A 26,200-nucleotide genomic window follows, 5' to 3' on the forward strand; every position below is an offset into this window, starting at 1 on the left:
CGATGGCGCGGTCGCAGAGGTGCCGGCCGAAAGCCTTGCCGTCGGAACGGTGACCCTCGTTCGCCCCGGCGACCGGATCGCCGCGGACGGTGCGATCGTCGAGGGCGACAGCGCCATCGACGAGGCGCCGGTCACCGGGGAGAGCGTGCCGGTGCGCAAGAAGGCGGGCGACGCCGTGTTTGCCGGCACCATCAACACCGATACCGTGCTGCGCGTGAAGGTCACGGCGGCCGCGGCCGACAACACCATCGCGCGCGTCGTCAAGCTGGTCGAGGAGGCGCAGGAGAGCAAGGCGCCGACCGAGCGCTTCATCGACCGCTTCTCCAGGGTCTACACGCCCGGTGTGCTGGCGCTCGGCGCGCTGGTGGCGGTGCTGCCGCCGCTGGTCGCTGGCGGCGGCTGGAGCGAATGGATCTACAAGGGCCTCGCCATCCTCTTGATCGGCTGCCCCTGCGCGCTGGTCATCTCCACGCCGGCCGCGATCGCCGCCGCCCTGTCGGCCGGCGCGCGGCGCGGCCTGCTGATCAAGGGCGGCGCGGTGCTGGAAGCGCTGGGCTCGATCAACGCGATCGCGCTCGACAAGACCGGCACGCTCACCGAAGGCAAGCCCAAGGTGACCGACATCGTCGCCGTCGAACACAGCGAAGCCAATGTCCTGTCGATGGCGGCGGCGCTCGAGACAGGCTCCAGCCATCCACTCGCGCTCGCTATCCTGGACAAGGCCAAAGCCGACAAGGTGCCGGTGCCGCCGGCGTCCGAGGCTTTTGCGCTCGGCGGCAAGGGCGTTGCCGGCAAGGTCGGCGGCAAGGAGCTGTTTCTTGGCTCACCGGCCGCCGCCGGCGAGCGCGCGGCACTTCCCGCCGAGCAGCTGGCGCGCATCGCCGCCTTCAACGACGAGGGCAAGTCGGTTTCGGTGCTGATTGCCGCCAGCGCGCCGGCCGGCATCATCGCCATGCGCGACGAGCCGCGTGCCGACGCGCAAGCCGGCCTGGCGGCGCTGCGTCAAGCAGGCGTCGAACCGGTGATGCTGACCGGCGACAACAGGCGCACGGCGGCGGCGATCGCCAAGGGCCTCGGGCTTCCCGTCCATGCGGAGATGCTGCCGCAGGACAAGCAGCGCGTCGTGCGCGAATTGCAGGCCTCCGGCAAGAAGGTCGCCAAGGTCGGCGACGGCATCAACGACGCGCCGGCGCTTGCGGCCGCCGATGTCGGCATCGCCATGGGCGGCGGCACCGACGTCGCGCTGGAGACCGCCGATGCAGCGGTGCTGCACGGCCGCGTCGGCGACCTCGCCGCCATGGTCGAGCTGTCGCGGCGGGCATTGAGCAACATCCATCAGAACATAACGGTGGCGCTGGGGCTGAAGGTCGTGTTCCTGGTCACGACGATCGTCGGCATCACCGGCCTGTGGCCCGCTATTCTCGCCGACACGGGCGCCACCGTGCTGGTGACGGCCAACGCCATGCGCCTGTTGGCATGGCGGCCGCGGGCGCTCGTCAAAGCGGGCTGATCTCCGCAAATAGCCAATCGCGAAACGCCTTCACCTCGCGCTGGCGGATCGCTTCCGGCGGTTAGACCAGATAGACCGGCTCAAATTCCAGGGGCGCCTTCAGCATTTGCGACTTGTTCGCGCCACTTCTTGACCAAGTCTCGGCGTCGACCGGGATACCGCTCTTCAATCAGCTGGGCGCGCTCGATCCGATCGGCGCGGAATGTCCGAAAATCCTGCCGCAGCTCGCACCAGCCAGCGATGAAGCGCTTGTCTTCAATGAAGCCGAGCATGATGGGCCAGATGACGCGCTGGGTGATGGCACTCGACGGATCCTTGTAGGCGATGTGCAGCTTGAACTGTTCGCGCATAGCCTGACGGAGTATCCGAAGATCGACGGCCGGCGTCTCGGCTCTATTGCGGCCGACGTGAAAAGCGTTGTCCGTCAGCAGGTGGCGCAGTTCCGCCGGCAGCACCGCACCGATCTTCGCAATCGCGTTCTGGGCCGCGAACGCCAGGCCGTCGTCAGTCTGGCGGCCGACCCATTGCGCGCCGAGCGTCAGTGCCTGCAGCTCCTCCTGCGAGAACATCAGCGGCGGCAGCAGAAAGCCAGGCTTCAGCACATAACCGAAGCCTGGCTCCCCCTCGATATCGGCGCCCATTGCCTGGAGGGTGCCGATATCGCGGTAGATGGTACGCAACGAGACCCCGGCCTCACGCGCGAGCTCGGTGCCCGGCACGGGACCGTTGTGCCGGCGCAGCATCTGCATCAGATCGAAAAGCCGATTGCTCTTGGACATCAGACAATCCTACCCGCCAATGACAAATTTTGGCAGGGGGTTGCCTATGACGTCGACACGAGGGCTTTGCCGTTGAGCTTGCGCCCCTGCTCCAATGCTGTGACCAGCGCGATCGCATCCTCGAGCGGAACGATCTCGGCGACCGGAAGCCGGAGCTTTCCGTCGGCAGCCGCGCGGGCAAGCCCGGCCAGGATGTCGGCCCGCGCGGTGCAGACGATCGGTTTGAGCCTGCGGTCGAACATCGCGCGGATGAACTTGGCCGGAGTCGGATTGATGTCGAGATAGACGCCACCCTTGCGCAGCAGTCCGAGCCCGGTCGCCACCGTCATCGTGCCGGCCGTGTCGTACACGACGTCGAACCGATCACTGACCTGCGAGAGATCGGTCGTGCGATAGTCGCAGACGCGGCTGACGCCCATCTCCTCAGCGCGTTGCCTCTGCTGCAGGCTGCAGCTTCCCGAGACCTTCGCCCCGAGCATCCGCGCGATCTGGACGGCGCATTCACCGACAGCACCAGTGCAGCCGTTGATGAAGACCTGCGCCCCGGCCTTGAGGTTGGCCTTGTCGACAAGGCCGTTCCAGGCCGTGATCCCAGGGGTGCCTAGGCACGCGGCCTGCTCGAAGGAAACGGAGCCGGGTTTCTTGGCAAGAAAGGTTTCCGGTGCGATCGCGGCCTGACCGATCCCGCCACCCTCCTTGATGTGGACGGATCCGAACACGGCATCGCCTACCTTGAAGCGGGTGACGCCTGGGCCGATCGCAATCACGACGCCGGAGATGTCGCTGCCCAAAGCGCGCGGAAACTTCTTCCCGGTCACCATCTTCAGGTGGCCGGCGCGAACCTTCCAGTCGATCGGGTTGATGGCAGCGAAATTGACCTTGACGGCAACCTCGCCTTTCCCAGGCGTGCGGAGCTCGAAATCCTCGAGCCGCATCACGTCCGGACCGCCATACTGATGGTATTGGACCCGTTTCATCACACGCTGCTCTTCTTGGGCGTAGCGGTTGCGATGTCGCTGGTACCGGCAGGGTGCGGCAGGGGTTCGGCGGCGAGCCGCCCGTGGCGGCCCGTCACAGCATTGTTGATAATCATGAGACTACTCTCTGAGGGATTGTGAGTGTCAGTGCGGCTGGGCCGTTTTCACTGAATGGCGAACACGCTCTTGTCGAAGAGCGCCTTGATCGCTGTGACCTTCCCGTTCTCGACCGTGAAGTACTTCGCCGAGAGGGTACTGGGGACCGGATGGGTGTGGGTGTAATACATGAGCAGCGCCGTGGTCTCGTCACCGAACGAGGCGACGATGGTCGCTCCCTTGAGCATGCCCGCGAATTCCGATTCCGACTTATGCAGGGCGGTGGCGCCTACAATGGAGCCGAACGGGGTTTCCGAGACGACGTCTTCCGCGACGACTTTCATCGCCGTTGCGTGGTCGTGGTTCCTCCAGGCGTCGTAATAGGCCAGAGCGATATGGAGGGCGGGGCTGAGGTTGTTGCTCATCTTGATTGCTTTCGTTGGTTGGTTGGATGAACAACAGATAGCGCATGCTAGTGACAGATTTTGTCAGCATGGCGCAAACCTTGACGACGATTGCTTCTGCAGCCGGTATCGGGCCGTCAGCCCGGCGTGATCTCCTCAAACAGCCAATCGCGAAACGCCTTCACCTTGCGCTGGCGGATCGCTTCCGGCGGGTAGACCAGATAGAAGCTGGAAACCGCTTTCAGCGCATGGTCGAAGGGCCGCACCAGCCGGCCGGTGGCGAGGTCGGCGGAAACCAGCATCGTGCGGCCGAGCACCACGCCTTCGCCCTGCACGGCGGACTCCACCGCGAAGGTGGCGGAATCGAAGGTGAGGCCGCTGTTCGGATCGACGCCTTCGACGCCGGCGCTGGCCAGCCACGCGGTCCAGTCGATGCGGTAGCCGTCGCGGATCAGTGTGTGGTGTTTCAGGTCCTCAGGCTTTCTGAGCGGATGCGGGCCTTCCAGCAGCTTCGGGCTGCAGACGGGAAACACTTCTTCGCCGGTGAGGAATTCCGACGTCAGCCCGTGATAGTGGCCGCCGCCATAGCGGATGGCGACGTCGATGCCGTCGCCGCGGAAATTGGTCAGCCTGCCGGTGGTCGAGACGCGCACGTCGATGTCGCCATGCGCGCGGTGAAAACGATAGAGCCGCGGCACCAGCCATTTGCCGGCGAAACCGTCCGAGGTGCTGACATTGAGCGTCGAGCCGGAATGGCGCGAGGTCGCCGCGTGCGTCGCCAGCGCGAGCTGGTCGAGCACCTCGCGCACCGCAACCGCATAGGGCTCGCCGACCGGCGTGAGCCGAACCGAGCGCGTCGCCCGCTCGAAGAGCTGCACGCCGAGCTGGTCCTCCAGGTGTTTCACCGCGCGGCTGATCGCGCCATGGGTGAGGTTGAGCTCGTCCGCGGCCCGCGAAAAATTCAGGTGCCGGGCGGCGGCCTCGAAGGCCGGCAAGGCGTTGAGCGGCGGCAGTCTGCGGGCCATGACGACAAAGCCATTTGTGAGTTCTGGTAACAAATCCTTGCCAAACTTTGGTTTGTCCGTCGAGCTTTTTCCAGCCAAAAATCCTCACAGAATTTGTGATCAACACTCACTTCAGATCAAGCCTGCGAGGACATCATGGCCACCGTTCATCCCTTCCTCTGGTTCAACCTCGACGCCGAAGCGGCGCGGGATTTCTATCTGTCGGTTTTCGAAAACAGCCGGGCGCTGGACACGATCACCTTCACCGACCATGTCGGCGGCACCAACAAGACCGTGCCGCATGCGATCTTCGACTTCGAGCTCGAAGGGCAGCGCTTCACCGCCCTCAACGCCGGCGGCGTGCCGCCCTTCAACGAGCGGATATCGCTCTACATCGAGACCAGGGACCAGGCCGAGACCGATTATTACTGGAACGCGCTCACGGCCGGCGGCGGCTCCGAACAGCCCTGCGGCTGGTTGAAGGACAAGTTTGGCGTCTTTTGGCAGGTCATCCCGAGCGAAGCCCTGCGGCTGATGAACGACCCCGACCGCGCCAAGGCCGACCGGGCGCGCCAGGCGATGTATTCGATGAAGAAGATCATCCTCGCCGACATCGCCGCCGCCCACGCCGGCCGCGCCTGAACGCGACATCCCACAACTCGAAGATGGAGAAGACCCATGACCAGGCTACCCATGGCTTCACTCGATGGAAAGAAGATCATTGTCGTTGGCGGCAGCTCCGGCATCGGCTACGGCGTCGCGGCCGCCGCGCTTGAACACGGCGCCGAAGTCGTGATCGTCGGCCGTTCGGCGCAGAAACTGGGGGCCGCCGAAAAGAGGCTCGGCGGGGCAGGGCGCGTGACTGCCATTGCCGCCGACATGGCAAGGGAAGCGGATATCGCCCGCCTGTTCGACACGGTCGGCGCCTTCGATCATCTGGTGGCGACGGCCGGCACGCCGCCACCCAATTACCCAATCGGCGAGACCGACATGGATTTCGTGCGCCGGTTCGTCGACGGCAAGCTGACCGGCGCGGTGATGCTTGCCAAGCATGCCGCGCGCACGCTGAGCAAAGGCGGCTCGATGATCTTCACCTCCGGCATCAATAAGGACCGCCCGCCGGTACCCGGCGGCTCGGTCGTCGCGGCGGTCGCCGGCTCCTTCAGCTATTTCGCCCGCGCGCTGGCGCTGGAGCTCGCGCCGACCCGCGTCAACATCGTCTCGCCCGGCTGGGTCGACACCGAAATGTGGGACGAGATCGTCGGCGCGGCCAAGACGGGCTACTTCAACGAGATGGGCACGCGCATCCCATCAGGCAGGATCGCCACGCCCGCCGACATCGCGCCTGCCTACCTCTATCTGATGCAGAACGACTTCATGACCGGCGAGACCATCCACATCGACGGCGGGCAGCGGCTGGTGTGAAGGGCAAGGCCGGAGCCTCGGCCCGAGGACCCGGCTTGAACCCGCTGTCATCCATCGGTGCCGGGCCTTCTCGACGCAATGGCGTTTCCGGCGGAACGCTAATAACATGATGCTCCAATGAGCAGCGCCTCCGCCTCGTCGAGGAATGCCATGCGAAGGGTCATCGTCACCGCGATCTGCCTTGCCGCCGCGACAGGCGCCAGCGCCCATGACTGGTACCAAAACAAGGTCGACCCGGTAACGAACTTCAAATGTTGCGGCGGCACGGATTGCCGCCCCATACCGGAGTCCTCGGTCCAGTCCAGGGCCGACGGCGGTTATGTGTATCTGCCCGATGGTTTCAACATCCCGCGCGATCGCGTGCAGGAATCGCCGGACGGCCGATATCATATCTGCGAGAACAGATACGTCATAACCAACCAGCCCTATCTGCGCTGCTTCTTCGCGCCACGGCTCAAGGTCTCCCGGCTGCTCTTGCGCTAGCCCCGATGCCTTAGCGCCTCCACGATGACTGCCATGGCCGGCGAAAGCTGCCGCCGGCTAGGATAGTAGAGGTGATAGCCGGCGAAGGGCGGGCTCCAGTCGCCGAGCACCAGCGTCAGGCGCCCTTCGGCGACATGGCGGCTGACCAGGCTTTCTGGCACATAGGCGATGCCGCGGCCGCTTAGCGCGGCGTCGATCATCGGGATGGTCGAGTTGAAGGTCAGCTGGCCCTCCACCCGGACCCGGAGGTCGCGGCCGCTCTTGGCGAATTCCCAGGCATAGAGACCGCCGAACGTCGTCAGCCGCAGATTGATGCAGTCGTGGCCGACGAGGTCCTGCGGTGTCCTCGGCGCAGGGCGGCGCAGAAAATACTCCGGCGAGGCGACGGCCACCAGCCGCCAGTCCGGGCCGATCCGCACCGCGATCATGTCCTTGTCGATGCTTTCGCCGAGCCGCACGCCGGCGTCGAAGCGCTCCTCCACGATGTTGCGCATGCCGTTGTCGCTGTAGAGCTCGACGCTGAGGTCGGGATAGTCGCTCAGCACCGGCTTGAGCTTCGGCCACACGGTCGACTGCAGCGCATGATCGGAGAGCGTGATGCGCACCGTGCCGGCCGGCCTGTCGCGAAAAGCGACCAGGCCCGCGAGGTCGGCTTCGATACCTTCGAAGCGCGGCGCGAGCGACTGGTAGAGCCGCTCGCCCGCGTCCGTAGGCGCCACGCTGCGCGTCGTGCGCGTCAGCAACCGCACGCCCAGCCGCGCCTCCAGCGCCTTGATCGTCGCGCTCAGCGTCGACTGTGAGGTGCCGAGCCCAGCAGCCGCCCTGGTGAAGCTGCGCTCGCGTGCCACCGCCACGAACCACAGCAGATCTTTCATGTCGTCGCGCTGCATGTCGAAGCCTCCTGCCGTCATTCATATCACTATCCGATAAGTCCATACGGATTATTGGGTCTAATCGACGGTTTTGCGCTGCAATATGTTGTTGGCAACCGGCGTCCCGAGCCGGTCGCCGCCTGCGCAGTCCGGACAGGTCATGTCGCGCAGGCTCGGATGCGCCTGTCGGATCCGCGCGCCGCACCGAACACGTCTTTAAGGAGACCATCCATGGACATTCTTCGCGCCGGCAGCCGGCCATCCGCGAAAGGCCCCGCCGAATGGTTCACCGGCACGGTACGGATCGATCCGCTGTTCAATCCGTTCGACGCCGCGCGGGTGCAGGGCGCGCAGGTGACCTTCGAGCCCGGTGCCCGCACCGCCTGGCACACGCATCCGCTGGGGCAGACGCTGATCGTCGTTTCCGGCCTCGGCCGTGTCCAGCGTGAGGGCGGCCCGATCGAGGAGATCCGCCCCGGCGACGTCGTCTGGATCGCGCCGGCAGAGCGGCACTGGCACGGCGCCTCGCCGGCCACTGCAATGACCCACATCGCCATCCAGGAAATCAAGGACGGCAAGGCCGTCGACTGGATGCAACATGTTTCCGACGACGACTACGGCGTCTGAAACCGGATTCCCCCGAAAGGAGCAAAAATGCTTGCAACCGTTCTGCACAAGCCCGGCGACATCCGCTGCGAGGAAATCGCCGATCCGAAAATCCTGCGTCCGACCGACGCTATCATCAAGCTGTCGGCGAGCTGCATCTGCGGCTCGGATCTGTGGCCTTATCGCGGCCTGCAGCCGGTGAACGCCCCGCAGCATATGGGCCATGAATATTGCGGCATCGTCGTCGAGGTGGGGGCGGAAGTACGCACGGTCCGCCCCGGCCAGTTTGTGGTCGGCTCGTTCTGCCTTTCCGACAACACCTGTCCGCATTGCCGCTTCGGCTTCCAGTCCTCCTGCGAGCAGCGCGAATTCATGTCGGGGGCGCAGGCGCCCTATGCCCGCGTGCCGCTGGCCGACGGCACGCTGGTCGCGACCGCCGAAGTGCCGCCGGCCGAGCTGGTGCCCGACCTTCTGGCCGTCTCCGATGTGCTCGGCACCGGCTGGTACGCGGCTGACGCCGCCGAGGTGCGCGAGGGATCGACGGTGGTCGTCGTCGGCGACGGCGCGGTTGGCCTGATGGGCGTGCTGGCGGCGAAGGAGATGGGCGCGGCGCGCATCATCGCCATGAGCCGCCACGAGAGCCGCCAGAAGCTCGCCCGCGAGTTCGGCGCCACCGACATCGTCGCCGAACGCGGCGAGGAGGGGATCGCGCGCATCAAGGACCTCACCGGCGGCGTCGGTGCTGACTCGGTGCTGGAATGCGTCGGCACGGGAGAATCCTTCGACCAGGCCCTGGCCTGCTCGCGCCCCGGCGGCACGATCGGCTATGTCGGCGTGCCGCATGGCGTGAGCTTCGACGGCCAGAAACTGTTCTTCGGCCAGAAGCGCATGCTGGGCGGCCCGGCGCCGGTGCGCCGCTTCCTGCCCGACCTGATGGATCGGGTGCTCCAAGGCAGGATCAAGCCCGGCAAGGTCTTTGACCTGAAACTGCCGCTGGCCGAGGTCGCGGAAGGCTACCGCGCCATGGACGAACGCCGCGCCATCAAGGTCATGCTCGAGGTTTAGACGTTGCCGTAGCTGCCAGCCTTGCCGCTCGCGGCAATGGCTGGGGCCACGTGGCCTTTGGTCAGCGCTCGGGAACCACCGTCCACAGTTTTTTGGCGAAGCCGCGCTTGTCGAGCTGCCACGAATTGCCGGCAACCACCGCCTTGCCGCTCGCGCATTTGTAGGAATAGACGGCGTCGTGGCCGGTCGCGAAAGCGGGCACGACGTCGGCATTCGGATTGGCCTTGCAGAATTCGTCGGCGCCCGGATTGTCGCGCGCGGTGTTCATCTTGGCGCAGGGCAGGTTGGCGCCGACGAAGCAGGCCAGCACCTTGCCGTTCATGCAGCGGTAACTGGCCTGGGTCTGCAACTCCTGCTCCTGCAGCGCGCTCGTGGCGTCGGGAAACAGCCTTTTGAACGCCTTGACCGTGCCGCCGTAGAGTTCGTGTGAATAGGGGCGGATCGTGTCGTCGTTCTTCACCTGACGGCAAAGCTTGTAGAGATCGTCCGCAGGCGCGGCCTTGGCAGTCGCGGCGCCGGCAACAAAGGCCGACAGCAGCGCGAACGCAAGCAAGCCGATTGTCGAAAGGCGAAACGCATTCATTGTGACCTCCTCGGGGTGACCGGAGCAAAAGGCGCGGAAAACCGTTAGACCCGATGATTGAGGATGCAGGAAGGGGCAAGGATGGCGCAACTGGTCAAAAAGCTCGAACCGCTTGCTTTTCGCTTTGCCGATGACGGGCTGGTGCCCAACCATCCCCGCTGGCCGATGCTCATCTATCCCGGCGCGGTGGAACTGCCGGACGACGTCGATCCGGCCGCCGTCTTCGAGGATGTTTTCGCCGCCAATGGCTGGGGCAACAGCTGGCGTAACGGCATCTACAGCTTCGTCCACTATCATTCGCGCATCCATGAGGTGCTGGGCATCGCGCGCGGCTCGGCAGAAGTCCACTTCGGCGGCGACAGGGGCAAGGTGCTCGAGGTCGAGGCGGGCGACGTGGCAATCCTGCCGGCCGGCACCGGCCACCAGCGGCTGTCGGCGTCCGCCGATCTGCTTGTCGTCGGCGCCTATCCGCCCTTCGGCACATACGATCTGTGCCGGAGCCCGGAGCAGCACGCCGAGGCGCTGCGCACGATCCCGAAAGTCGGCCGTCCCGACAAGGACCCGGTCTATGGCGGCGATGGTCCGCTGCTGAAGGCATGGAGCGAAGGCTGAAATGGCAATCGCGACCGGCAAGGCGGCGGCGCAACGACCGGAGTAAAAATCAAAAACGCTCCGCCTACGGATAATGCTCCTTCTTCGGCGCATAGATTGCCGGATCGAAATCCAGGTCCTTCGGCAGCGGTTGGCTCGAGCATTGCAGATGCATCTGGCGGGCAAGCAGCCGGCGCTGCTGCTGCTCATGCTCCTTGATCGCCGCCACCATCCCCATGCTGTAAGGCCCAAGCAACACGCCCATGCCCCAGCCGGGATGGTCCTTCTCGCGCTGCGCATAATCCGCGGCCGCCGCGCGGGCCTGCTGGCATTCCGGCGATGCCCATTTCGGATCCTGCTGCGAAAGCGAGGCGCCATAATCGACCGGCGAGGACACGCATCCCGCTATTGCCGCGCAGAGCGCGACGGTCACCGCAATTCTCATCCGTGAGTCCCCGCTAATTTAGGCCGGACAGTACACGGAACGCCTCTTCGCACAAGCGAGATGGCGGCGAAAGGCGGGGGAAGACCGGACAAACGCCGTCGCCGTCCTTCGAGAGTTTTTTCGCCGCCTCGTTCCGTTTCCAGTCGCCATTTCGTCCTTGGTTGCATCCGCAACGAAAAGGAGAGCCGCAATGGCTGGAATGGTCGTCATCTACAAGCAGCCGGCTGACGCGCAAGCCTTCGACAGGCACTATTTCGAGACGCATATACCGCTGGCCAAGAAGATACCGGGCCTGAGGAAATACGAGGTCAGCCGGGGGCCGATCACGGTGCTTGCCGGACCGTCCGATGTCTACCTGATCGGGACGCTGCATTTCGACGATCTCGACGCGATGAAGAAGGGTTTCGCGAGCCCGGAGGGAAAAGCCGCCGGCGTGGACCGCCGCCTCTACGCACCCGACGAGTCGGGGGTTCAGATGTTCATTTTCGACAGCCGGGAGGTTTAGAATCCGTGGCCGAAAATGGGGCGATCCGTCCGCGGGCTGCGACCGGCTTGTCTGGCCGACATAGGCGGGCCACCGGTGGCACAGGACAGAGCCGGGCGCATAGGCTATTAGGCGGTTCACCGGTCGTAGGCGAAACACGTAAAAACAGTACCGGCGAAAGGTTTGGCCTTGGCAAGCGAGAATGACCTGACCGGCGGTTGCCAATGCGGCGCCATCCGCTATCGCATCGGCGGCCGACTCACCAAGCCGCATGTCTGCCATTGCCGCACGTGCCAGAAGGCGGTGGGCGCGCCGTTCTGGGCGCTGGCCGAAACCGACGCGGCGTCCTTCGCCTGGACCCGAGGCGAGCCGGCCTGGTTCCGCTCGTCCGAAGCGGTCGAACGCGGTTTCTGCGCCAGGTGCGGAACCTCGCTGCATTTCCGCTATGTCGGCGCCGACCGGCTCGATGTGGCGCTGGCCAGCCTCGACGACCCGGAAGCGATCGCGCCGGAGCAGGAATTCGGCTGCGAAAGCCGCATCGCCTGGCTGGACCATATCGGCAGCCTGCCGCGGTCGACCACCGAGGCGACCACGCCGGCGGCGGCGCTGGAGACCTATGCCAGCCGCCAGCATCCCGACCATGATTGAAGGCAGGCGCCTGGCGCGCTTTCGAAACTCCTGGCGATCCGCTCTTGCGTGATCCGCACTTGCTGGCGGGAGAATCGAAGCATCGCCGTGATGCCGACGCTGCGCTAGCAATCTAGATCCCGTCGGCCGCCGTCGGCGGCGAGCCTCACTGATCCGATTTTGCAAGGCGTCTCGTTTTCTTGACCTGGCGTCTCATTTCTTTCGCACCGCCTTGCAGGCCGTGACGCGTCCGCGAATTGTCCGGTTGTTTTCAGGGGAGACGGACGGGTGGGCGACGAAACGGCAACGGCAGAGCGGCCAGATGAAAGTCCTGTGGCTTCGACACCTCCCGCGTTTGCGCGCGGACGTCGAACTTTCCCCGATGCGCGCCGAGCCGTTGTTCGGCGCGGCATCACGCGAAGCGTGGCGCTACTGCTCCTGGCAAGCGCAACATTCGACGTCGCTCCTGCGCTCGCGGATGGCGGCGCGGGTGGTTCCATTAACCCTGGCGGTGCTGCCGGAGTGGATAGTGCGACCGGCGCAGGTGGCAAGGGTGGAGATGGCGCCGGCAGCGGCTATGGCGGCGGCGGGGGTGGTGGTGGCGCGGGGGTGGCCGGTGGCAGTGGTGGCGCCGGCTCTGGGCTCTTCGGACCGCCCGGCGGTGGCGGACCGATCGCGGGAGCCTCGGGCGGAGACGGCACGGACGCCGTATTCGAGACAAACTCCGGCGGTGGCGGTGGCGGCGGCGCTCACGGCTTCGTCGGCGCCACGCTTCCCCTCGCGACCGCGACCGGCGGCAAAGGTGGCAATGGCGGCGCGGGAGGGTTTCTTCTCAGCGGCGGTGGCGGTGGCGGTGCGGGCGGCTATGGCGCGGTGGTGGCCGGTTCGGGCGACCTCGGAACGCTCGGCCTGGCGGTTACGGGAGGCAAGGGCGGCAACGGCGGAAGCGCCCACCAAGGCGTCGGCGGCAGTGGCGGCAGCGGTGGAACCGGGTTGCTGCTCACCGATCTCGGCGGGATCACGATCACCATCGGCAGCGCGGTGTCCGGCGGCAATGGCGGCGCAGCCGGAATCGGCACCATGGCGGGGGCCGCGCCTGGCGCGGGCGGCGCCGGCCTCGTCGGCGGCAATCTGACCATCACCAATGCCGGGAGCATCTCGGGCGGACTGAGCGGCGACGGCGTGATGCGCGCCGCCAGCATCGTCTTCACCGGCGGCGACAATGTCCTCACCTTCGCCAACACCTTGTCCGGCCTTACCGGCGCCATCTCCCTTACCGGCTCGCTCACCTTCCAACAGTCGACGGCCGCGATCCTCGACCAGGCCATCACCGGCAGCGGGTCGGTGACCAAAGCCGGCAGCGCCACGCTGATCCTGTCTGGGACAAGCACCTATACCGGTGCGACGACGGTAAGCGCGGGCATGCTCGGTGTGACCGGTTCCATCGCGGCGTCGTCACTGACCACGGTTGAAAGCGGCGCCTATCTTGCCGGTAACGGCAGCATCGGCGCCACGGTGGTCAATTCCGGGGGATTCCTCACGGCGGGCGACGGCACGCCCGGATCCTCGATGACGCTCTCAAGCCTTACGATGCAGTCGGGCGCCTATTATGGCGTGGTCGTCGATCCGACGTCTTCCTCTTCCGCCAACGTCACCAACAACGCCTCGCTCGGCGGCGCCACCGTCTTCCCGCTTTTTGCCACCGGCAGTTATGTCGCGAAGCAGTACACGATCCTGACCGCCGGCAGCATCACCGGGGAGTTCGACGCTACAACGCTCAACGGCAACCTGCCGTCCGGCTTCCACACCTCGCTCAGCTATGACCAGACGCATGCCTATCTCGATCTCGAGTTGAATTTCGTTCCGCCGCCGGGCTCTGGGCTTTCCGTCAACCAGCAGAATGTCGCCGACGCCGTCGTCGGCTACTTCGACACCAACGGCAGCATCCCGATCGTGTTCGGCGGCCTGACGCCCGCCGGGCTGACCCAGCTTTCCGGCGAGGTCGGCACCGGCGCTGAGCAGGCGACCTTCTATGCCATGGACCAGTTCCTGGGCCTGATCACCGATCCGTTCATTACCGGGCGCGGCGTTCCGGTTGGCGGCGCTTCCGACACTCAAGCCACGGGCGGCCTGGGCTATGCCGAAGAAGGCGAGGCCAAGCACGACGCCTACGCGGCGTTGTCCAATGAGGCGTCGCGGCCGGTCGAACAGGGTTGGCGCGCCTGGGCGGCGGGCTATGGCGGCTCGCAACTGACTGACGGCAATGCAATTGTCGGGTCGAACGACACCCGCACCAGTCTCTACGGCTTCGCCGCCGGCGCCGACTATCACCTGTCGCCCGATACGGTCGCCGGCTTCGCTGTGGCCGGCGGCGGCACGCGCTTCAGCGTCGATGGTCAGGGCAGCGGCCGCTCCGACCTGTTCCAGGCTGGCGCTTTCTTCCGTCACAATGCAGGCGCCGCCTACCTGACCGGCGCGCTGGCCTATGGCTGGCAGGATTTCACCACCGACCGGTTCGTGACCGTGTCCGGCACCGACCACCTGCGCGGTGAATTCGATGCCAATGCGTGGTCCGGCCGCCTCGAAGGCGGCTATCGCCTTGCCGCCGGCGGCATCGGCTTTACGCCCTACGCGGCGGCCCAGTTCACCGCCTTCGACATGCCCTCCTATGCCGAGCAGGCGGTCGGCGGCAGCGCCGATACCTTCGCGCTGGCTTACAACGCCAGAAACCTCACCGACACCCGCGCCGAGCTCGGCCTGCGCATGGACAGGTCCTTTGCCATGGCCGACGGCGATCTGACGCTGCGCGGACGCCTGGCCTGGGCGCATGACTTCAATCCGGACAGGAACCTGACCGCGACCTTCCAGACGCTGCCCGGCGCCAGCTTCGTCGTCAACGGCGCGGCCATGGCGCAGGACTCCGCGCTGGTGACGGCGGCGGTCGAGAGGAAATGGCTGAACGGCTGGTCGGTGGCGGCAAGCTTCGAGGGCGAGTTCTCCGACGTCACCCGATCCTATTCCGGCAAGGGGGTTCTACGCTATGCGTGGTGACGCCGTTTACCCTAGAAGATTGCGCGCCGTGCGCATGAAAATCCGCGCGCCGATCGGGATCAGGTCGTCGGGAAAGTCGTAGTCGGGATTGTGGAGCGAAGGGTACTTTTCGCCGGCGCCGAGGAAGAACATCGCCGACTTGGCGCTGTGGCCGAAAATGCCGAAATCCTCCGAGGCGCGCATCGGCAAGCTCGCCTCGCTGCGCGCAACGCCTTCCTCGTCGAGCGCGCGGTTGAGATGCTCGACCGCGTCCGGCGCGTTGACGCTGGCGACAAAGATCTCGTGATAGTCGAAGCGCGCGCCGAGGCCGTGTTTGGCGGCGATTTCCGCCGCGAGCGCTTCGGCTGAGGCGGCCAGCTCGGCCATGCGTTCGTCGCGGCGGGTGCGCAACGTCGCCCACACTTCGGCATAGCCCGGCGCGATGCCGAACACGGCTTCACCCATCGAGCAATGGGTAACGGTGATCATGCCGAAATCGTCGTCCGCGAAAGTGCCGCGCCCGAGCGGGGGCAGCGCCGGCATAAGCGCGCTCACCGCCGGCATCGGCGAGATGCCGGTTTCGGGCATCGAGGAATGCGCGGTCTTGCCTTCGAGCACGATGCGCATGCCGCGCGAGGCGCAGTTGACGGTGCCGGCCTTGAGCCGCACCTCGCCGAACGGCACGCCCGGCAGATTGTGCAACGAGAAGGCGAAGTCCGGCGCGATCTCGGCAAAACGCGGATCGGCGACGACGCCGGCGGCGCCATTACCGGTCTCCTCCGCCGGTTGAAACATTAGCACGACGCGCCCGCGCGCCGGCCTGTCGCGCCCGAACTGGCGGCCGAGCGCGGCCAGGATCGCGGTGTGCCCGTCATGCCCGCACATATGCGACTTGCCCGGCACCTGCGATGAATGCGCGACGCCCGAAAGCTCCTCGATCGGCAACGCGTCGAGTTCCGAGCGGAACAGCACCGTCGGCCCGGCCTGCCCGCTGTCATAGACCGCCGCCACGCCGTGCCCACCCAAGCCCGTCAGCACCTTGTCCGGCCCGGTATCGGCGAGGAAGGCGACAACTTCGCTGGCCGTCTTTTCCTCCTCGTTGGAAATCTCCGGCTGCCGATGCAGCTTGCGCCGCCATTCGGTGAGTTCGATGAGGTCTCGGTTTGTGAGGGTCATGGGTTGGGGCTCCGGTTCGGCTTCACTCTTCTGCGGCAACCTCGATCGCGTCGTCCGAGCTGCAGGCACTATAACCACTCGCATGAAGCCTGATACGCGCTATGCCCGGAAAAGGTAGGTAACATGGCGCCTCCAATGATACCGACGGGCTAGCGCGAACGCTTATCATCCGCGCCGAACCGTGCGTCTCAGTTTCCATTTAATATTTCCTTCAGGCGGCTCTCAGATACGGTGCTGCTTTGGTTGTCTTCGTCGGTTCCGGGTCCCGCCTCACCTCCCGCCGCGAGCTCGACGAGACGAGGGTCGTTAATCTTTACTCCAGTGGTTGGATGAAAATGAATTTGACAGTTTGTAGGCCGCCATCTCAAGAGATATTGCGGATTTTTACTGCCAATGATCTTGATGGTCTTAAAGCAATCCGGTAGATGAAGGGGGTAAAGTAGGTTAAATGTATCACCGGCCTGCTGATAGACTCGCAGTCGCTTGCCCGTTTCGGGGTCGAAGTTAATTCCGTCAGTTCCTAATCCAAGACAAACGGCGGTTTCCGAAAATCCTCTTGATTTATAACGTGAAAATAATTCTTTGCTTATCGTAACGCCCCACCCATTTGGAACTATGTCGCAGGAAATTGGAAATGGTTTGTATCCAAATGCGCTCTGCGGTAGTAAGCCGGCCGAATGTAAGACTTTCACAGAGATGGTTTCTCGGGGGAAGCGGTTTGTGTCGATGCATTGAAGCGAAGATTGGAAGACCCAACCCCACGTTCGAAACTCTGAATTCAGGTCGCCAGATACGAGGGCCCAGCTACGCCCGCGGCTGTCTTTTTTCGTATCGTCTACGTAGACGAGACGTCCGTTAACAAGTCTGTTTATCACAGTACCGCCCGGGGAATCGCGAACGTTCAAAGTTGCATCGTTTGGATCGGCGATATGACAAGGTGTTCTAGCGTAGCCGGTTTCGCAGAATTGTAGCGGTAACAGAAGAAATAGAGTGAACAAACATATATCTATAGGGCGATTCATGATTTTCTCCTTAGGCGCGTTTGCTATTGGTTCATTTTCCACATTTTTCATCGATAACGCCGTATTTGGCAAATACATGAAAACAAAAGCCAGCGGCTAGCATTGATTCAAAGTCTTTTTTTACATCTTCTGGTGGAAATTGATCGTACTCGGCTTCCGCTTTTAAATCATTGCCGTTGATCAAAAGTGCGTGACCATAGTTTAGCTCGACAGACGTCATGTCCAAGACGTCAAAACGCTCCAAAATACTTTTGGCAAGAGTTGCGTATTGTAGCGCCTCGGTCGGCTTGTTGGCAAGAATGGCGCACCAAGACAAGAGCCCCTTCGATCTGATTGCAAGTCGTGGGAGGTCCGTTTCGATTGAAGGGCGTGAAGATATTCTCTCGTCTATGTCTAACGCCAATTGAAAAGCTCGATCGTATCGTTTAGAGGAGATCAAAAGGTTTGTAGCGTAAAAATATACTCGGAAAATATCCTCCATTAACTCGTCGCGAATTTCCATCGATTGATCAGTGTATCTGAGACTATTGAGCGATAAAAATAGCTTGTCGGTGATCGATGATCGATTAGCAGTGGTCTCTTTTTTGTTTAATGTTGCTATAGATACGCCTATATCTGCCAGCGTTATATAGAAATCGATGCCGTATTTATTGCTATGAGGAAACAGTACGGCCACATCTGAGCGGAATTTACTAAGATGCTGTATTGCTTCGTCATTTCTGTTGTTATTTATAAGGGAGAATCCAAGTCTGACGCCAGTTTCCAAATAGTTATTTATGTTATAAGTGGTTGAATATCCGTTTTTGATAACATAAAGACTTGTAGAAAACTCATTTACTATTGCGTGAAGTTCAGATTTTTTTGCGTTGCTTTCAGCGTAATTAGCGATTTTTTCTGCTGCTGTTGCGCGCTTAAGATATGCGGTAGCTTCTCTGTTCTTTTCTGTAGCCTGGAGAAACAATATTGCTGTGATGGTCGCCCCTGCCGCGACTGCAGCAAACAGGAGATTCCTCCATCGAGAGCGCCGACGAAGGGCGTCAGCGGCCAGTTGAAGCGCCTTCTCCGCCTCTAGTAGGGCCAGCGCCCGGGCATCCTGAGCCGCCTTCATTTCCTGCAGGCGTTCACGTTCCGTGTTCTGCCTGTCTATTTCGGCTGTCTCGCTAGCGTCCAAAAATGCGGACTGGAGCGAGGTAATCGCTGGTGCATTGGGAGGGCTGGCGCTTCGCCAATGGCGCATCGATACGAGTTCTGATCCGCGAACTAAGAGATCTGGTTGCCGACTACCTTTCTCCCATCGGCTGGCGAGTCCAGCTATTCTGGTATGTTCCCGTATCCAATTCACATCCACAGATAGGGCTATGTTTAATTGCGCCAAACCCGCCCCCCACCCAGAGCCCGGAACGGCTGGGTCCGGAAAGAAGCGAATGTAATTTAGCTCTTGAAGAAGCAGGGGAGGTTTCGAGCTTCCTAAAGGGCTGATCAGTACGGGAACGGTTCGTTTATGTAGCTCAGACGCTCTTTCGACCTCCCATTTGCAGGTTTCTGACTCCGATGAGTTCGGCGTCAGTAAAAATACAACTGTATCAGCTTCAAGGATCAACTCCTCTAAGCGCGCTCGCCAACTTTCGGCTCCATAAATTCCAAATCTATCAATTAACACGTTGTAGTGGAAAGCTTCCAGTGCCGAGACAAGCTGCTCTGCAAACGCAATATCCTTTCGAGAATAAGACAGAAAAACGCAAAATTTGTCATCATGTGAGCGACTGGCAAGAGAGGCATTTGCCGTTTCGGTCATTTGATAGCTCGTCTAGAAGTATAGGGTCGTAATGCCATAATCATGCCGGGTGATCGTGTTACATCCACCGAGTGCAACGGGTAGCTTCGGTGATTTTACATGATACCGCAATTTTTGCCATTTTGCACGATTACAGTGTGGGGCGCAGCCGAATCGATTGGTATGGATACGCAGGCGAGCCGTCATTGCGATGTTGCGAGCATGCAGTCGCAAGTTCGTTCTCGCCGATTGTAGTTGGGCGTTTGCTAACTGGATCGGCCGTTATTCCTGTTGGAGCTCGCCGAAGCTAGCCTCCTCGATGATGTCACCAAAATCGCCGCTAGAATAGAGAACAAGCCGCACCAAAGCGGACGCCTCGCCGAGATATTCTCCAATTGTGATGCTCAGCGCTTCGATGTGGGGGACGTTCCCAAACCAATACTACACGCCACCACTTCGTCCCGTCCCAGTCGAGATTAACGCCTTCGGGGTCGATGACCTCACATAGCCGGGGAATTCCTGCTCCATCGTCGAGACGCTTTTAAAAAACCGCTATATCGAGACCCATGCCGACCCTCCTGCCGAGCCGGAGTCATCCTTACATTCCACACCGTTGGAGGGTCAAACCTGACGCGGGCTGAGGAACGGTCGTCGCTGGACCGGGCGAAAACGACGAAGAACCTTGCCGAGGCGCTTCAGGATCTCGGCAGGCGCCAGGGCACGACGCCAGGCCGGCGGAGCCCTCTCTTCCGTCATCCGGCAACTCGACGACGGTCCAGGAAACGCGATAGGTTTTCCGTCCGCAATTGCGTAAAAACAAAGAGATCGAGCGGAATTTTCGCGGGCGGTGAACCGCTCCCCCGCCAGCTGACTTCGAATTGGAGAAAGCAAATGAGCGACGCGGAAGAACAGCTCGATCTGACGGAGATTGGCGCCATCCGCGCCCTGTTGGCGTCGAGGCCGCGTCCGGTGGGCTGGGACGAACGGCGGGCGCGGCTCGACGAGGTCGGCTCGTCGTGGCCGGTTGCGGGCGATATACGATGCGAGGCGGTGGTCTTCGACGGCCTCGCCGCGGAGTGGTCCCTGGCGCCTGGAAGCGACGAGGACAAGGTGCTGCTCTTCTTCCACGGTGGCGGCTACTGCTCCGGCTCGATCAAGAGCCATCGTCGAATGGTGACCGAGGCCGGCCGGGCAATGCGAATGCGCACGCTGGCGATCGACTATCGGCGCGCGCCGGAACATCCATTTCCCGCGCAGCACGAAGACGCGCTCGCGGCATGGCGCTTCCTTGCCCGGCAAGGCGTCGTGCCGGATCGTATCGTGGTCGGCGGAGACAGCGCGGGCGGCAATCTCAGCCTGTCGCTGGTCGGCCGGTTGCGCGCGGCGGGCGAGCGGCTGCCGTACTGTCTTTGGCTGGTCTCGCCCTGGACGGACCTCTCGATGTCCGGGGCGACGCTGGCAACCAGGGACGCGATCGATCCCATCATTCACCGCGCCTATCTGGAGGAACTGGCGAGCGCCTATGTTCCCCGTGACGTTGACCGCCGTGATCCGCTGATCTCGCCCCTATATGCCGATCTGAGCGGCTTTCCTCCAATGCTGATCCAGGTCGGCTCCGCCGAGACGCTGCTATCGGATGCGACGCGGCTCGCCGATGCCGCCGGCGCGGCCGACGTCAAGGTTCGCCTCGAGATCTGGCCGCACATGATCCACGCCTGGCCGGTCTGGAATGCGCAATTGAGTGCCGGTCGCCGCGCCCTTGCGAGCGCCGGCAAGTTTGTCCGCGACCAACTGTAGGGCATTGGCAGCGGGATCGTGCGTCTCATTGAACTGTGGCCACCTTCACCTGCGGCAGGTCGCGGCTGATCGGGCGGAAACCGACGCCGTAATACATGGCGCGGGCGGCCGGATCGGCCGGCGCGCCACGGCAGGCGACCAGCATGCGCGTCGCGCCAGCTGCTTTTGCGCGCTGCATGCCGTGCAACTGCAAGGCGGTGCCCAGTCCGTGCCGGCGAAAATCGCGATGCGTGCCGACCGGCTCGAATTCGGCGGTCCGGGTCATCCCATCCAGCCAGATGATGGCTGTCGCGGCCAGCGTGCCGTCGGGCGCGGCGATGAGTACATGCAGGTCGGCCCGGTACGGCCAGGTCCGCCGCACGCGCTCGAACGCCGCCTCGTTGAAGCGCGACGCTTGCCAGGCATCGCAATGCGCCTTGACGGCGTCGGCCGGGGAGGCATCCGCAGCTGTCAGGAACCGGAAGCCTTCGGGCAGCAGCGGATCGGGCACATCCGTCAATTCCCGCGTGTTGAACTGCACCCAGGTCCCGTCATCCCCGCCGGCTTCCGGATCGAAGGCGTAGCCATGCGCGGGGGCGATCGCCTGCGCGTCGACGTCGGCGGATTGCAGCGTCAGCAGCCGATCGACACCGTTCGCCACATCGTCATACCAGTCGAGGATTTCGCCGAGCAGCGCCGCGCGCTCCGGATGCGTCTGCCAGGTCAGATTTGCGGTCTCGACCTCGAGCATCGTGCCGTCGCCACGCGGGATCCTGTGGGGCAGGCAGGCCCAGCCCCACGCCGCCAGCCGCCCATCGACGAACCACAGCCGGTGCCGCCAGAAGGGGCCGAGCGCGTCGAAATCCTTGGCCCAGACCCAGGCCAGCTCGCCGACAGTGGCGTCACTATTGAGCAACTCCGGCCGCAGCGCCGTGACTTGCTGGGCAAGGCCCTGCATCAGCCTGAGCGCGGTCGCTCCAACGGGTTCGATGTTCATCCGCCTGTTGTGGCGGCCCCGCCACCGATCTCAAAGCAAAAACGTCTGCCGGTCGCGCAATGTTGTGGTGATGGCGGCGATGCCGGTCTCGATCTCGCTCTTGTTCGCCAGGATCGCTTCGCCCGCCACGCCCTCGACCAGCGAGCGCAGCAGCTCCGCCTGGCCGACCAGCACCGCGTCCTTTTCGGCGAGCGTGACGAGTGTCGCGGCTTCCAGCCGGTAGCGCTGGGTCATGCGGTCGTTCTCGGGCACCGGCTGGTGGCGGATCAGCCCTTCGAGCCCGCCGACCTCGCGTCCCAGCCGCTCCAGCGCCTGGGCGTTGGCGACGATCGCCGGATCGGGGAACGGATTGGCCCGCGTCGGCGTCGGGATGTTCTCGCGCCGGTAGCGGCTCTCGGCGTCGTCGATCGCCGCCCGAGCGCGGCCGAGCAGCGAGCACGCCATCTGGCGTACCCGCTGGTCGTCGGCCCTGAGCTGGTTTTCCTGGCGGTAGAAATTGTAGCCGTAGCCGTAGAACAGGTTGATCCCGACCTTGGCGAGCGGCCCGGCCTCGTAGAAGCGGCTCATCGCGTCGCGCCCACTTCGTCGCCGAGCGGGTAGAAGCCCGTCGGCTGGCCGCCGATCTGGAAGGGCACGCCGGCCGCCGCGTTGGGCGCCGAGACCAGGCCTTTGTCCGCCATGCGCAAGGCAAGGTAATAGCGCACGGCTTCGATTGGACTGAGGCCGATCGCCTGCAGCGAGATCAGCTCGCGCATGCGCTCGTCGCGCGGCATGATCAGCACCTTGAGGTCGTTGAGCATGATGCCGTAGACCTTCAGGAAATCGGTGAGATGCGCCTTCACCGCCTCGCGCACGTCGCTGATCCGCTCGTTGACGTTTTCCATCTTGGTGATCTGGATGATCTGGTTGATCGCCTGCTCGATGGCCGGCCCGGCATAGTCGGCGATTTCCTTGGTGTCGATCACCGCACCGGCGAAAGGCATATGGGTGATGAGGTCGAGCGCCTCTTCCTTGCTGTCGATGTGGATGTAGTAGTCCACCACATAGGACATCTCCGCCATCTCGGCGCTGGTCGCCACGCCCTCGTTGCGCACCAGGAGTTTTGAGCGGTTGATGTAGATGACCTCGTAGACCCAGGGCGACGACCCGCCGAAGAACCCTTGCACGACCGAGCCGACCAGCGGCTTGTCCGGCGTCTGCAGCGCATATTGGCCGGTCTCGTAGACGTTGAGCACCGCGCCGCGCGACTTCAGGATGCAGAAATGGTTGCTTTCGACCGTCAGCAGCGAACCCGAAACGATGCTCTCGTCGACGATCTTCATCGCCACGGTCCTGGTGCCGAGCGCGTCCGTGCCGTCGCGCTGCAACGATGTGATGACCTGTCTGGTGATTGCCATTTTCTTTCCCTCGCTGGTTGGAGCCACGCCCCGCGCGTGCCTCATGGATTTACGATGCAAAACAAACGGTTGGAGCGGATAGGCGATTCAAGGACGTAGGCCGCGCTAGCGCGGCGAGCATAGGCCCTTGCCCCTGAACGATTGTTCCAGCCGGGCGGTGCGGTCGGTGCGCTGCCGATAGCCGCCGTCGCCATCGAGCAGATATTTGACCCGTTGCTTGCCCTGCGCCTGCGCCGTTTTCTTTGCCGCCTGTTTGGCCTGCCTGATCGGCTTCATGACCTCGGTCGTTCTGCGCTCGATCTCGCCAGCGACGCCGGAGTCCTGCAAAGTGCGGCTGACAGCCTGGCCGAGCAACTCCCGGCCGGTTTCGCCCAAAAGGCCTTTCTCGCCGAGCAGTCCGGTTTCGCCCAGAAAACCCTTCTCGCCGAGGAAGCTGGAGACCGCCTTGGCGACATCGGCGATCTCGTCGGCCTCCGCATCGTCGGCGGACAGCGGCGAAGCGGCCCGGCCGCGTTCCGGCCGAATGTCTTTCCTCTCGCCCAGGGCCTTGGCGAACCACCGCCAGGCCATGAAGGCGAGCACCAGCAGAAACAGAAGATGCGACATGCAAAGACCCCGCTCAAACCGAAGGACAAGGCAAGCAGCAGCCGGTCACGGAATCCGGGACGGCATCCCGGTTTTCGTGTTGTCGCGGATACCGGATACGCTCAGAGGTCCGCGTTGATTGCCGTGCTTGAAGATGCCGGAAGGTGCCGCCCGCGGCGGATCAAGACCTGTTCCGGAATGTTCGTCCCCCCTCCATCCCTTGCCTCATCGAAAAAGATGCTTTCTTCCCGGACGGGGCTGTCCGGAACCTGTGGATGGCATGCTCAGTCGTTGATAAGGGAAGACTTAAATGGCGACCATACACATTATCGCGAGCGATCCGCGACAAGGGCGCTTGCGGGCGTTCGACGGTCGCACGCGTATTTTCTTACGCAGCGGAAATATGCCCTAACCGCCGGAATCCTTAACACGATTTTCATCCCGCTCGCCTAACCACGTTAAGCATGGCGAAGCATGACGAGCGGCTGGTTGCAGGCCCCTCTTCGGAGGGACAGAGCGAAGCCGTGGAAGGCGGCATCCTGCGCGACCAGCTCGCCGATCTGAGCAAGTGCGTCTTCATCTCGATGCCCGTCGGCACGGTGCTCTCGGCGCTGATCCTGGTGGTCCAGCTGATCTCCGGCGGCGGCCTTGCCGCGGTGCTGTGGTTCACGGCGATCGCCCTGATCAACGGGGCGCGCCTAGTGCTGGCCATCGCCCAGTCCGGCGCCGCCGACGACAGGCCGGAGGCCGTTCGCGCCCGGCTGTCGGTCTACGGCCTGCTGGCGCTCGCCTCGGGCATCGCCTGGTCATTTCTGGCGCTGCTCAGCGACGGATACACCACGGCCGAGGCGCCGCTCTACCTGATCGTGCTAGCCGGCACCGCGGCCGGCTCGGTCACCTACGGCACCTCCTACGCGCCGGCTTCGATCAACTTCATCACCTTGCCGCTTATCATCGCCGCCGGCTGCGTGCTGGCGAATGGCGGCGTCGCCAATTATGTGCTGGCCTTCACCATCGCGATGTTCCTCGGCGGCATGATCCGAAGCGCGCTTCTGGGACAATCCCGTTTCCAGGAGACCAGCCGTCTCAAATACGAGGCGCGCGAGTTCGCCGCCGAGATGGAGCGCAACTCCAGGCGCGACCCGCTGACCAATCTGCTCAACCGCTACGGGCTTGAACAGGCGATCCGCGAGCTCGGCCTTTCCGATGGCCCGTTCGTCGCCATGCTGATCGATCTCGACGGCTTCAAATCCGTCAACGACACCTATGGCCACACCATCGGCGACGACCTTTTGGTCAAGGTGGCGCGCAGGATCGAGGCCCATGCTCCGCAGGGTGCCACGATCGCGCGCATCGGCGGCGACGAGTTCGTGCTGCTGTTCTCCGCCGAAAAATCCGGGCAGCAGGTGGGCGAGCTTGCGTCGGCCATCATCGCGGCCATCGCCAATCCGGATCCGGAGCTGAACTCCGTGCGCGTCGGCGCGTCGGTCGGGATCTATCAGTCGGAAAAGCCGCGCCTGACCGAGATGCTGCTCAAGGCGGATTTCGCGCTCTACGCCGCCAAGCGCGGCGGCAGGAACGAATATTACCTGTTCGACGCCGGGCTCGACGCCGCGCTGGAGCGCAAGAACTGCATCGAGCGCGATCTGCGTGGGGCTATTGAAAACGGTGCTCTTTGTTCCTGGTTTCAGCCGCTGGTGCGCCTCGACACCAGCGCGGTCGTCGGCTTCGAGGCGCTGCTGCGCTGGCATCACGAGGTCCACGGCGCCATCTCGCCGCCCGAGATCGTCACCGCCGCGCGCGAGACCGGCCTGCTTTCGCTTCTGACCGAGACGGTGTTTTCAAATTGCTGCGCCATGATCGCGGAGCTGGTGCGGCAGGGACGCCCGGATGTGCGGGTGGCGATGAACCTTTCGCCGCGCGAGCTCGAGGCCGGCAATGTCGACGACATGATCCTGAACGGCCTGACGGCGAGGAACGTGCCTGCCGCGATGCTCGAAATCGAGATCACCGAGGAGGCGCCGGTCGACCGCGCCAGGGTCGACGAAAAGGTCGGGCACCTAGCCGATGCCGGCATATCGATCGTTCTCGACGATTTCGGCACCGGCTTCTCGACGCTCGTCTCGCTGAAGGACAGCCGCATCCGCAAGATCAAGATCGACAAGGATTTCGTGCGCGACCTGGCGAAATCGATCGAGGACCAGGCGCTGGTCGAGGCGGTCATCGGCCTTGGCCGCACGCTCGGCATCGAGGTGATGGCCGAGGGTGTCGAGACCGACGCCGACCGTATGATCCTGCGCTCGCTGGGCTGCATGATCGCGCAGGGCTATCTGTTTTCGCCGGCACTGCCGATGCGCGATGCGCTGGCTTTCGACGCGACCGGCGCCGAGGTCGTTTTCGAGCCGCTGCGCAGTCCCCGCAGCGGCAACGCCGCCTGACTTGCCGCGCAGGCATTCACGCTAATCCGGTCTGGAAACAGCCGCGAAAGGGCA

Annotated in this window: 26 protein-coding genes; 12 read left to right on the forward strand and 14 right to left on the reverse strand. The window is 63.5% G+C overall.

All coding sequences use genetic code 11. The annotated features are described in order from the left end of the window. The coding region (locus KVT37_RS27005; protein ID WP_217578064.1) for a heavy metal translocating P-type ATPase at positions 1-1,510 on the forward strand (1,510 nt) is incomplete at its 5' end. A gap of 80 nt (positions 1,511-1,590) precedes the next feature. On the opposite strand, the gene KVT37_RS27010 is transcribed toward KVT37_RS27005, so the two are convergent. The 4 genes from KVT37_RS27010 to KVT37_RS27025 all read right to left on the reverse strand — a co-directional run bounded on the left by KVT37_RS27010 (position 1,591) and on the right by KVT37_RS27025 (position 4,791). Then, positions 1,591-2,289 carry a YafY family protein gene (locus KVT37_RS27010; protein ID WP_217578065.1) on the reverse strand — a complete coding sequence of 233 codons (699 nt, stop codon included), beginning with the start codon at positions 2,287-2,289 and terminating at the stop codon, positions 1,591-1,593. Positions 2,290-2,333: 44 nt separating this feature from the next. After that, on the reverse strand, positions 2,334-3,266 hold the full coding sequence (locus KVT37_RS27015; RefSeq protein ID WP_217578066.1) for an NAD(P)-dependent alcohol dehydrogenase: 933 nt from the start codon (positions 3,264-3,266) through the stop codon (positions 2,334-2,336). A gap of 164 nt (positions 3,267-3,430) precedes the next feature. Continuing rightward, positions 3,431-3,787, reverse strand: coding sequence for a nuclear transport factor 2 family protein (locus KVT37_RS27020; RefSeq protein ID WP_217578067.1), 357 nt, complete (start codon positions 3,785-3,787; stop codon positions 3,431-3,433). A gap of 116 nt (positions 3,788-3,903) precedes the next feature. Continuing rightward, on the reverse strand, positions 3,904-4,791 hold the full coding sequence (locus KVT37_RS27025; RefSeq protein WP_217578068.1) for a transcriptional regulator GcvA: 888 nt from the start codon (positions 4,789-4,791) through the stop codon (positions 3,904-3,906). 135 nt (positions 4,792-4,926) lie between these two features. On the opposite strand from KVT37_RS27025, the gene KVT37_RS27030 reads away from it, so the two are divergent. From KVT37_RS27030 to KVT37_RS27040, 3 genes are all read left to right on the forward strand, one after another. Further along, on the forward strand, positions 4,927-5,412 hold the full coding sequence (locus KVT37_RS27030) for a VOC family protein (protein ID WP_217578069.1): 486 nt from the start codon (positions 4,927-4,929) through the stop codon (positions 5,410-5,412). 36 nt (positions 5,413-5,448) lie between these two features. Next, complete coding sequence (locus tag KVT37_RS27035) at positions 5,449-6,195, forward strand: SDR family oxidoreductase (RefSeq protein WP_217578070.1); 747 nt, start codon at positions 5,449-5,451, stop codon at positions 6,193-6,195. A 117-nt stretch (positions 6,196-6,312) separates the two neighbouring features. Then, positions 6,313-6,678, forward strand: coding sequence for a hypothetical protein (locus tag KVT37_RS27040; RefSeq protein ID WP_217578071.1), 366 nt, complete (start codon positions 6,313-6,315; stop codon positions 6,676-6,678). Here KVT37_RS27040 and KVT37_RS27045 read toward each other — a convergent pair. Then, complete coding sequence (locus tag KVT37_RS27045; RefSeq protein ID WP_217578072.1) at positions 6,675-7,568, reverse strand: LysR family transcriptional regulator; 894 nt, start codon at positions 7,566-7,568, stop codon at positions 6,675-6,677. The genes KVT37_RS27040 and KVT37_RS27045 overlap by 4 nt on opposite strands. A gap of 213 nt (positions 7,569-7,781) precedes the next feature. On the opposite strand from KVT37_RS27045, the gene KVT37_RS27050 reads away from it, so the two are divergent. Together KVT37_RS27050 and KVT37_RS27055 are read left to right on the forward strand one after the other, a co-directional pair. Continuing rightward, on the forward strand, positions 7,782-8,177 hold the full coding sequence (locus tag KVT37_RS27050; protein WP_217578073.1) for a cupin domain-containing protein: 396 nt from the start codon (positions 7,782-7,784) through the stop codon (positions 8,175-8,177). A gap of 27 nt (positions 8,178-8,204) precedes the next feature. Beyond that, positions 8,205-9,221, forward strand: a complete 1,017-nt coding sequence (locus tag KVT37_RS27055) for a zinc-dependent alcohol dehydrogenase family protein (RefSeq protein ID WP_217578074.1) — start codon at positions 8,205-8,207, stop codon at positions 9,219-9,221. A 61-nt stretch (positions 9,222-9,282) separates the two neighbouring features. On the opposite strand, the gene KVT37_RS27060 is transcribed toward KVT37_RS27055, so the two are convergent. Continuing rightward, complete coding sequence (locus KVT37_RS27060; protein ID WP_217578075.1) at positions 9,283-9,804, reverse strand: hypothetical protein; 522 nt, start codon at positions 9,802-9,804, stop codon at positions 9,283-9,285. 81 nt (positions 9,805-9,885) lie between these two features. Here KVT37_RS27060 and KVT37_RS27065 point away from each other — a divergent pair, with 81 nt between their 5' ends. Beyond that, positions 9,886-10,416, forward strand: a complete 531-nt coding sequence (locus KVT37_RS27065; RefSeq protein WP_217578076.1) for a cupin — start codon at positions 9,886-9,888, stop codon at positions 10,414-10,416. A 64-nt stretch (positions 10,417-10,480) separates the two neighbouring features. Here KVT37_RS27065 and KVT37_RS27070 read toward each other — a convergent pair whose 3' ends face one another. Next, the gene (locus KVT37_RS27070; RefSeq protein WP_217578077.1) at positions 10,481-10,840 is read right to left on the reverse strand and encodes a hypothetical protein; all 360 of its coding nucleotides are present in this window, start codon (positions 10,838-10,840) and stop codon (positions 10,481-10,483) included. Between the two features lie 190 nt (positions 10,841-11,030). On the opposite strand from KVT37_RS27070, the gene KVT37_RS27075 reads away from it, so the two are divergent. The 3 genes from KVT37_RS27075 (at position 11,031) to KVT37_RS33955 (ending at position 15,002) form a co-directional block, all read left to right on the forward strand. Beyond that, the gene (locus KVT37_RS27075) at positions 11,031-11,345 is read left to right on the forward strand and encodes an EthD family reductase (RefSeq protein WP_217578078.1); all 315 of its coding nucleotides are present in this window, start codon (positions 11,031-11,033) and stop codon (positions 11,343-11,345) included. Positions 11,346-11,513: 168 nt separating this feature from the next. Further along, a complete protein-coding gene (locus KVT37_RS27080; protein WP_254634287.1) occupies positions 11,514-11,972 on the forward strand; it encodes a GFA family protein in 459 nt (152 codons plus the stop codon). A 501-nt stretch (positions 11,973-12,473) separates the two neighbouring features. Then, positions 12,474-15,002 (forward strand): autotransporter domain-containing protein, encoded by a 2,529-nt coding sequence (locus tag KVT37_RS33955; protein ID WP_308642776.1) that lies wholly within the window; start codon positions 12,474-12,476, stop codon positions 15,000-15,002. Between the two features lie 6 nt (positions 15,003-15,008). On the opposite strand, the gene KVT37_RS27090 is transcribed toward KVT37_RS33955, so the two are convergent. The 3 genes from KVT37_RS27090 to KVT37_RS27100 all read right to left on the reverse strand — a co-directional run bounded on the left by KVT37_RS27090 (position 15,009) and on the right by KVT37_RS27100 (position 18,974). Continuing rightward, entirely contained in the window at positions 15,009-16,157 is a 1,149-nt protein-coding gene (locus KVT37_RS27090; RefSeq protein WP_217578079.1) for an amidohydrolase, read from the reverse strand. A 188-nt stretch (positions 16,158-16,345) separates the two neighbouring features. Next, positions 16,346-17,230 (reverse strand): hypothetical protein, encoded by an 885-nt coding sequence (locus tag KVT37_RS27095; RefSeq protein WP_217578080.1) that lies wholly within the window; start codon positions 17,228-17,230, stop codon positions 16,346-16,348. Beyond that, entirely contained in the window at positions 17,211-18,974 is a 1,764-nt protein-coding gene (locus tag KVT37_RS27100) for a toll/interleukin-1 receptor domain-containing protein (RefSeq protein WP_217578081.1), read from the reverse strand. The genes KVT37_RS27095 and KVT37_RS27100 overlap by 20 nt, the downstream gene beginning before the upstream one ends. 870 nt (positions 18,975-19,844) lie before the next feature. On the opposite strand from KVT37_RS27100, the gene KVT37_RS27105 reads away from it, so the two are divergent. Beyond that, entirely contained in the window at positions 19,845-20,750 is a 906-nt protein-coding gene (locus KVT37_RS27105; RefSeq protein WP_217578082.1) for an alpha/beta hydrolase, read from the forward strand. A 25-nt stretch (positions 20,751-20,775) separates the two neighbouring features. Here the strand turns inward: KVT37_RS27105 and KVT37_RS27110 are convergent, their stop codons facing one another. The 4 genes from KVT37_RS27110 to KVT37_RS27125 form a co-directional block, all read right to left on the reverse strand. Beyond that, positions 20,776-21,726, reverse strand: a complete 951-nt coding sequence (locus tag KVT37_RS27110) for a GNAT family N-acetyltransferase (protein WP_217578083.1) — start codon at positions 21,724-21,726, stop codon at positions 20,776-20,778. A 30-nt stretch (positions 21,727-21,756) separates the two neighbouring features. Continuing rightward, positions 21,757-22,293, reverse strand: a complete 537-nt coding sequence (locus KVT37_RS27115; RefSeq protein WP_217578084.1) for a hypothetical protein — start codon at positions 22,291-22,293, stop codon at positions 21,757-21,759. Continuing rightward, positions 22,290-23,123 carry an SPFH domain-containing protein gene (locus KVT37_RS27120; protein ID WP_217578085.1) on the reverse strand — a complete coding sequence of 278 codons (834 nt, stop codon included), beginning with the start codon at positions 23,121-23,123 and terminating at the stop codon, positions 22,290-22,292. The genes KVT37_RS27115 and KVT37_RS27120 overlap by 4 nt, the downstream gene beginning before the upstream one ends. Before the next feature lie 105 nt (positions 23,124-23,228). Further along, entirely contained in the window at positions 23,229-23,729 is a 501-nt protein-coding gene (locus KVT37_RS27125) for a hypothetical protein (RefSeq protein ID WP_217578086.1), read from the reverse strand. Between the two features lie 443 nt (positions 23,730-24,172). On the opposite strand from KVT37_RS27125, the gene KVT37_RS27130 reads away from it, so the two are divergent. Continuing rightward, positions 24,173-26,146, forward strand: coding sequence for a bifunctional diguanylate cyclase/phosphodiesterase (locus KVT37_RS27130; RefSeq protein ID WP_217578087.1), 1,974 nt, complete (start codon positions 24,173-24,175; stop codon positions 26,144-26,146). Positions 26,147-26,200: the final 54 nt, after the last annotated feature.

The sequence above is a fragment of the Mesorhizobium sp. GbtcB19 genome (assembly GCF_019091085.1).
Taxonomy (GTDB): Bacteria; Pseudomonadota; Alphaproteobacteria; order Rhizobiales; family Rhizobiaceae; genus Mesorhizobium.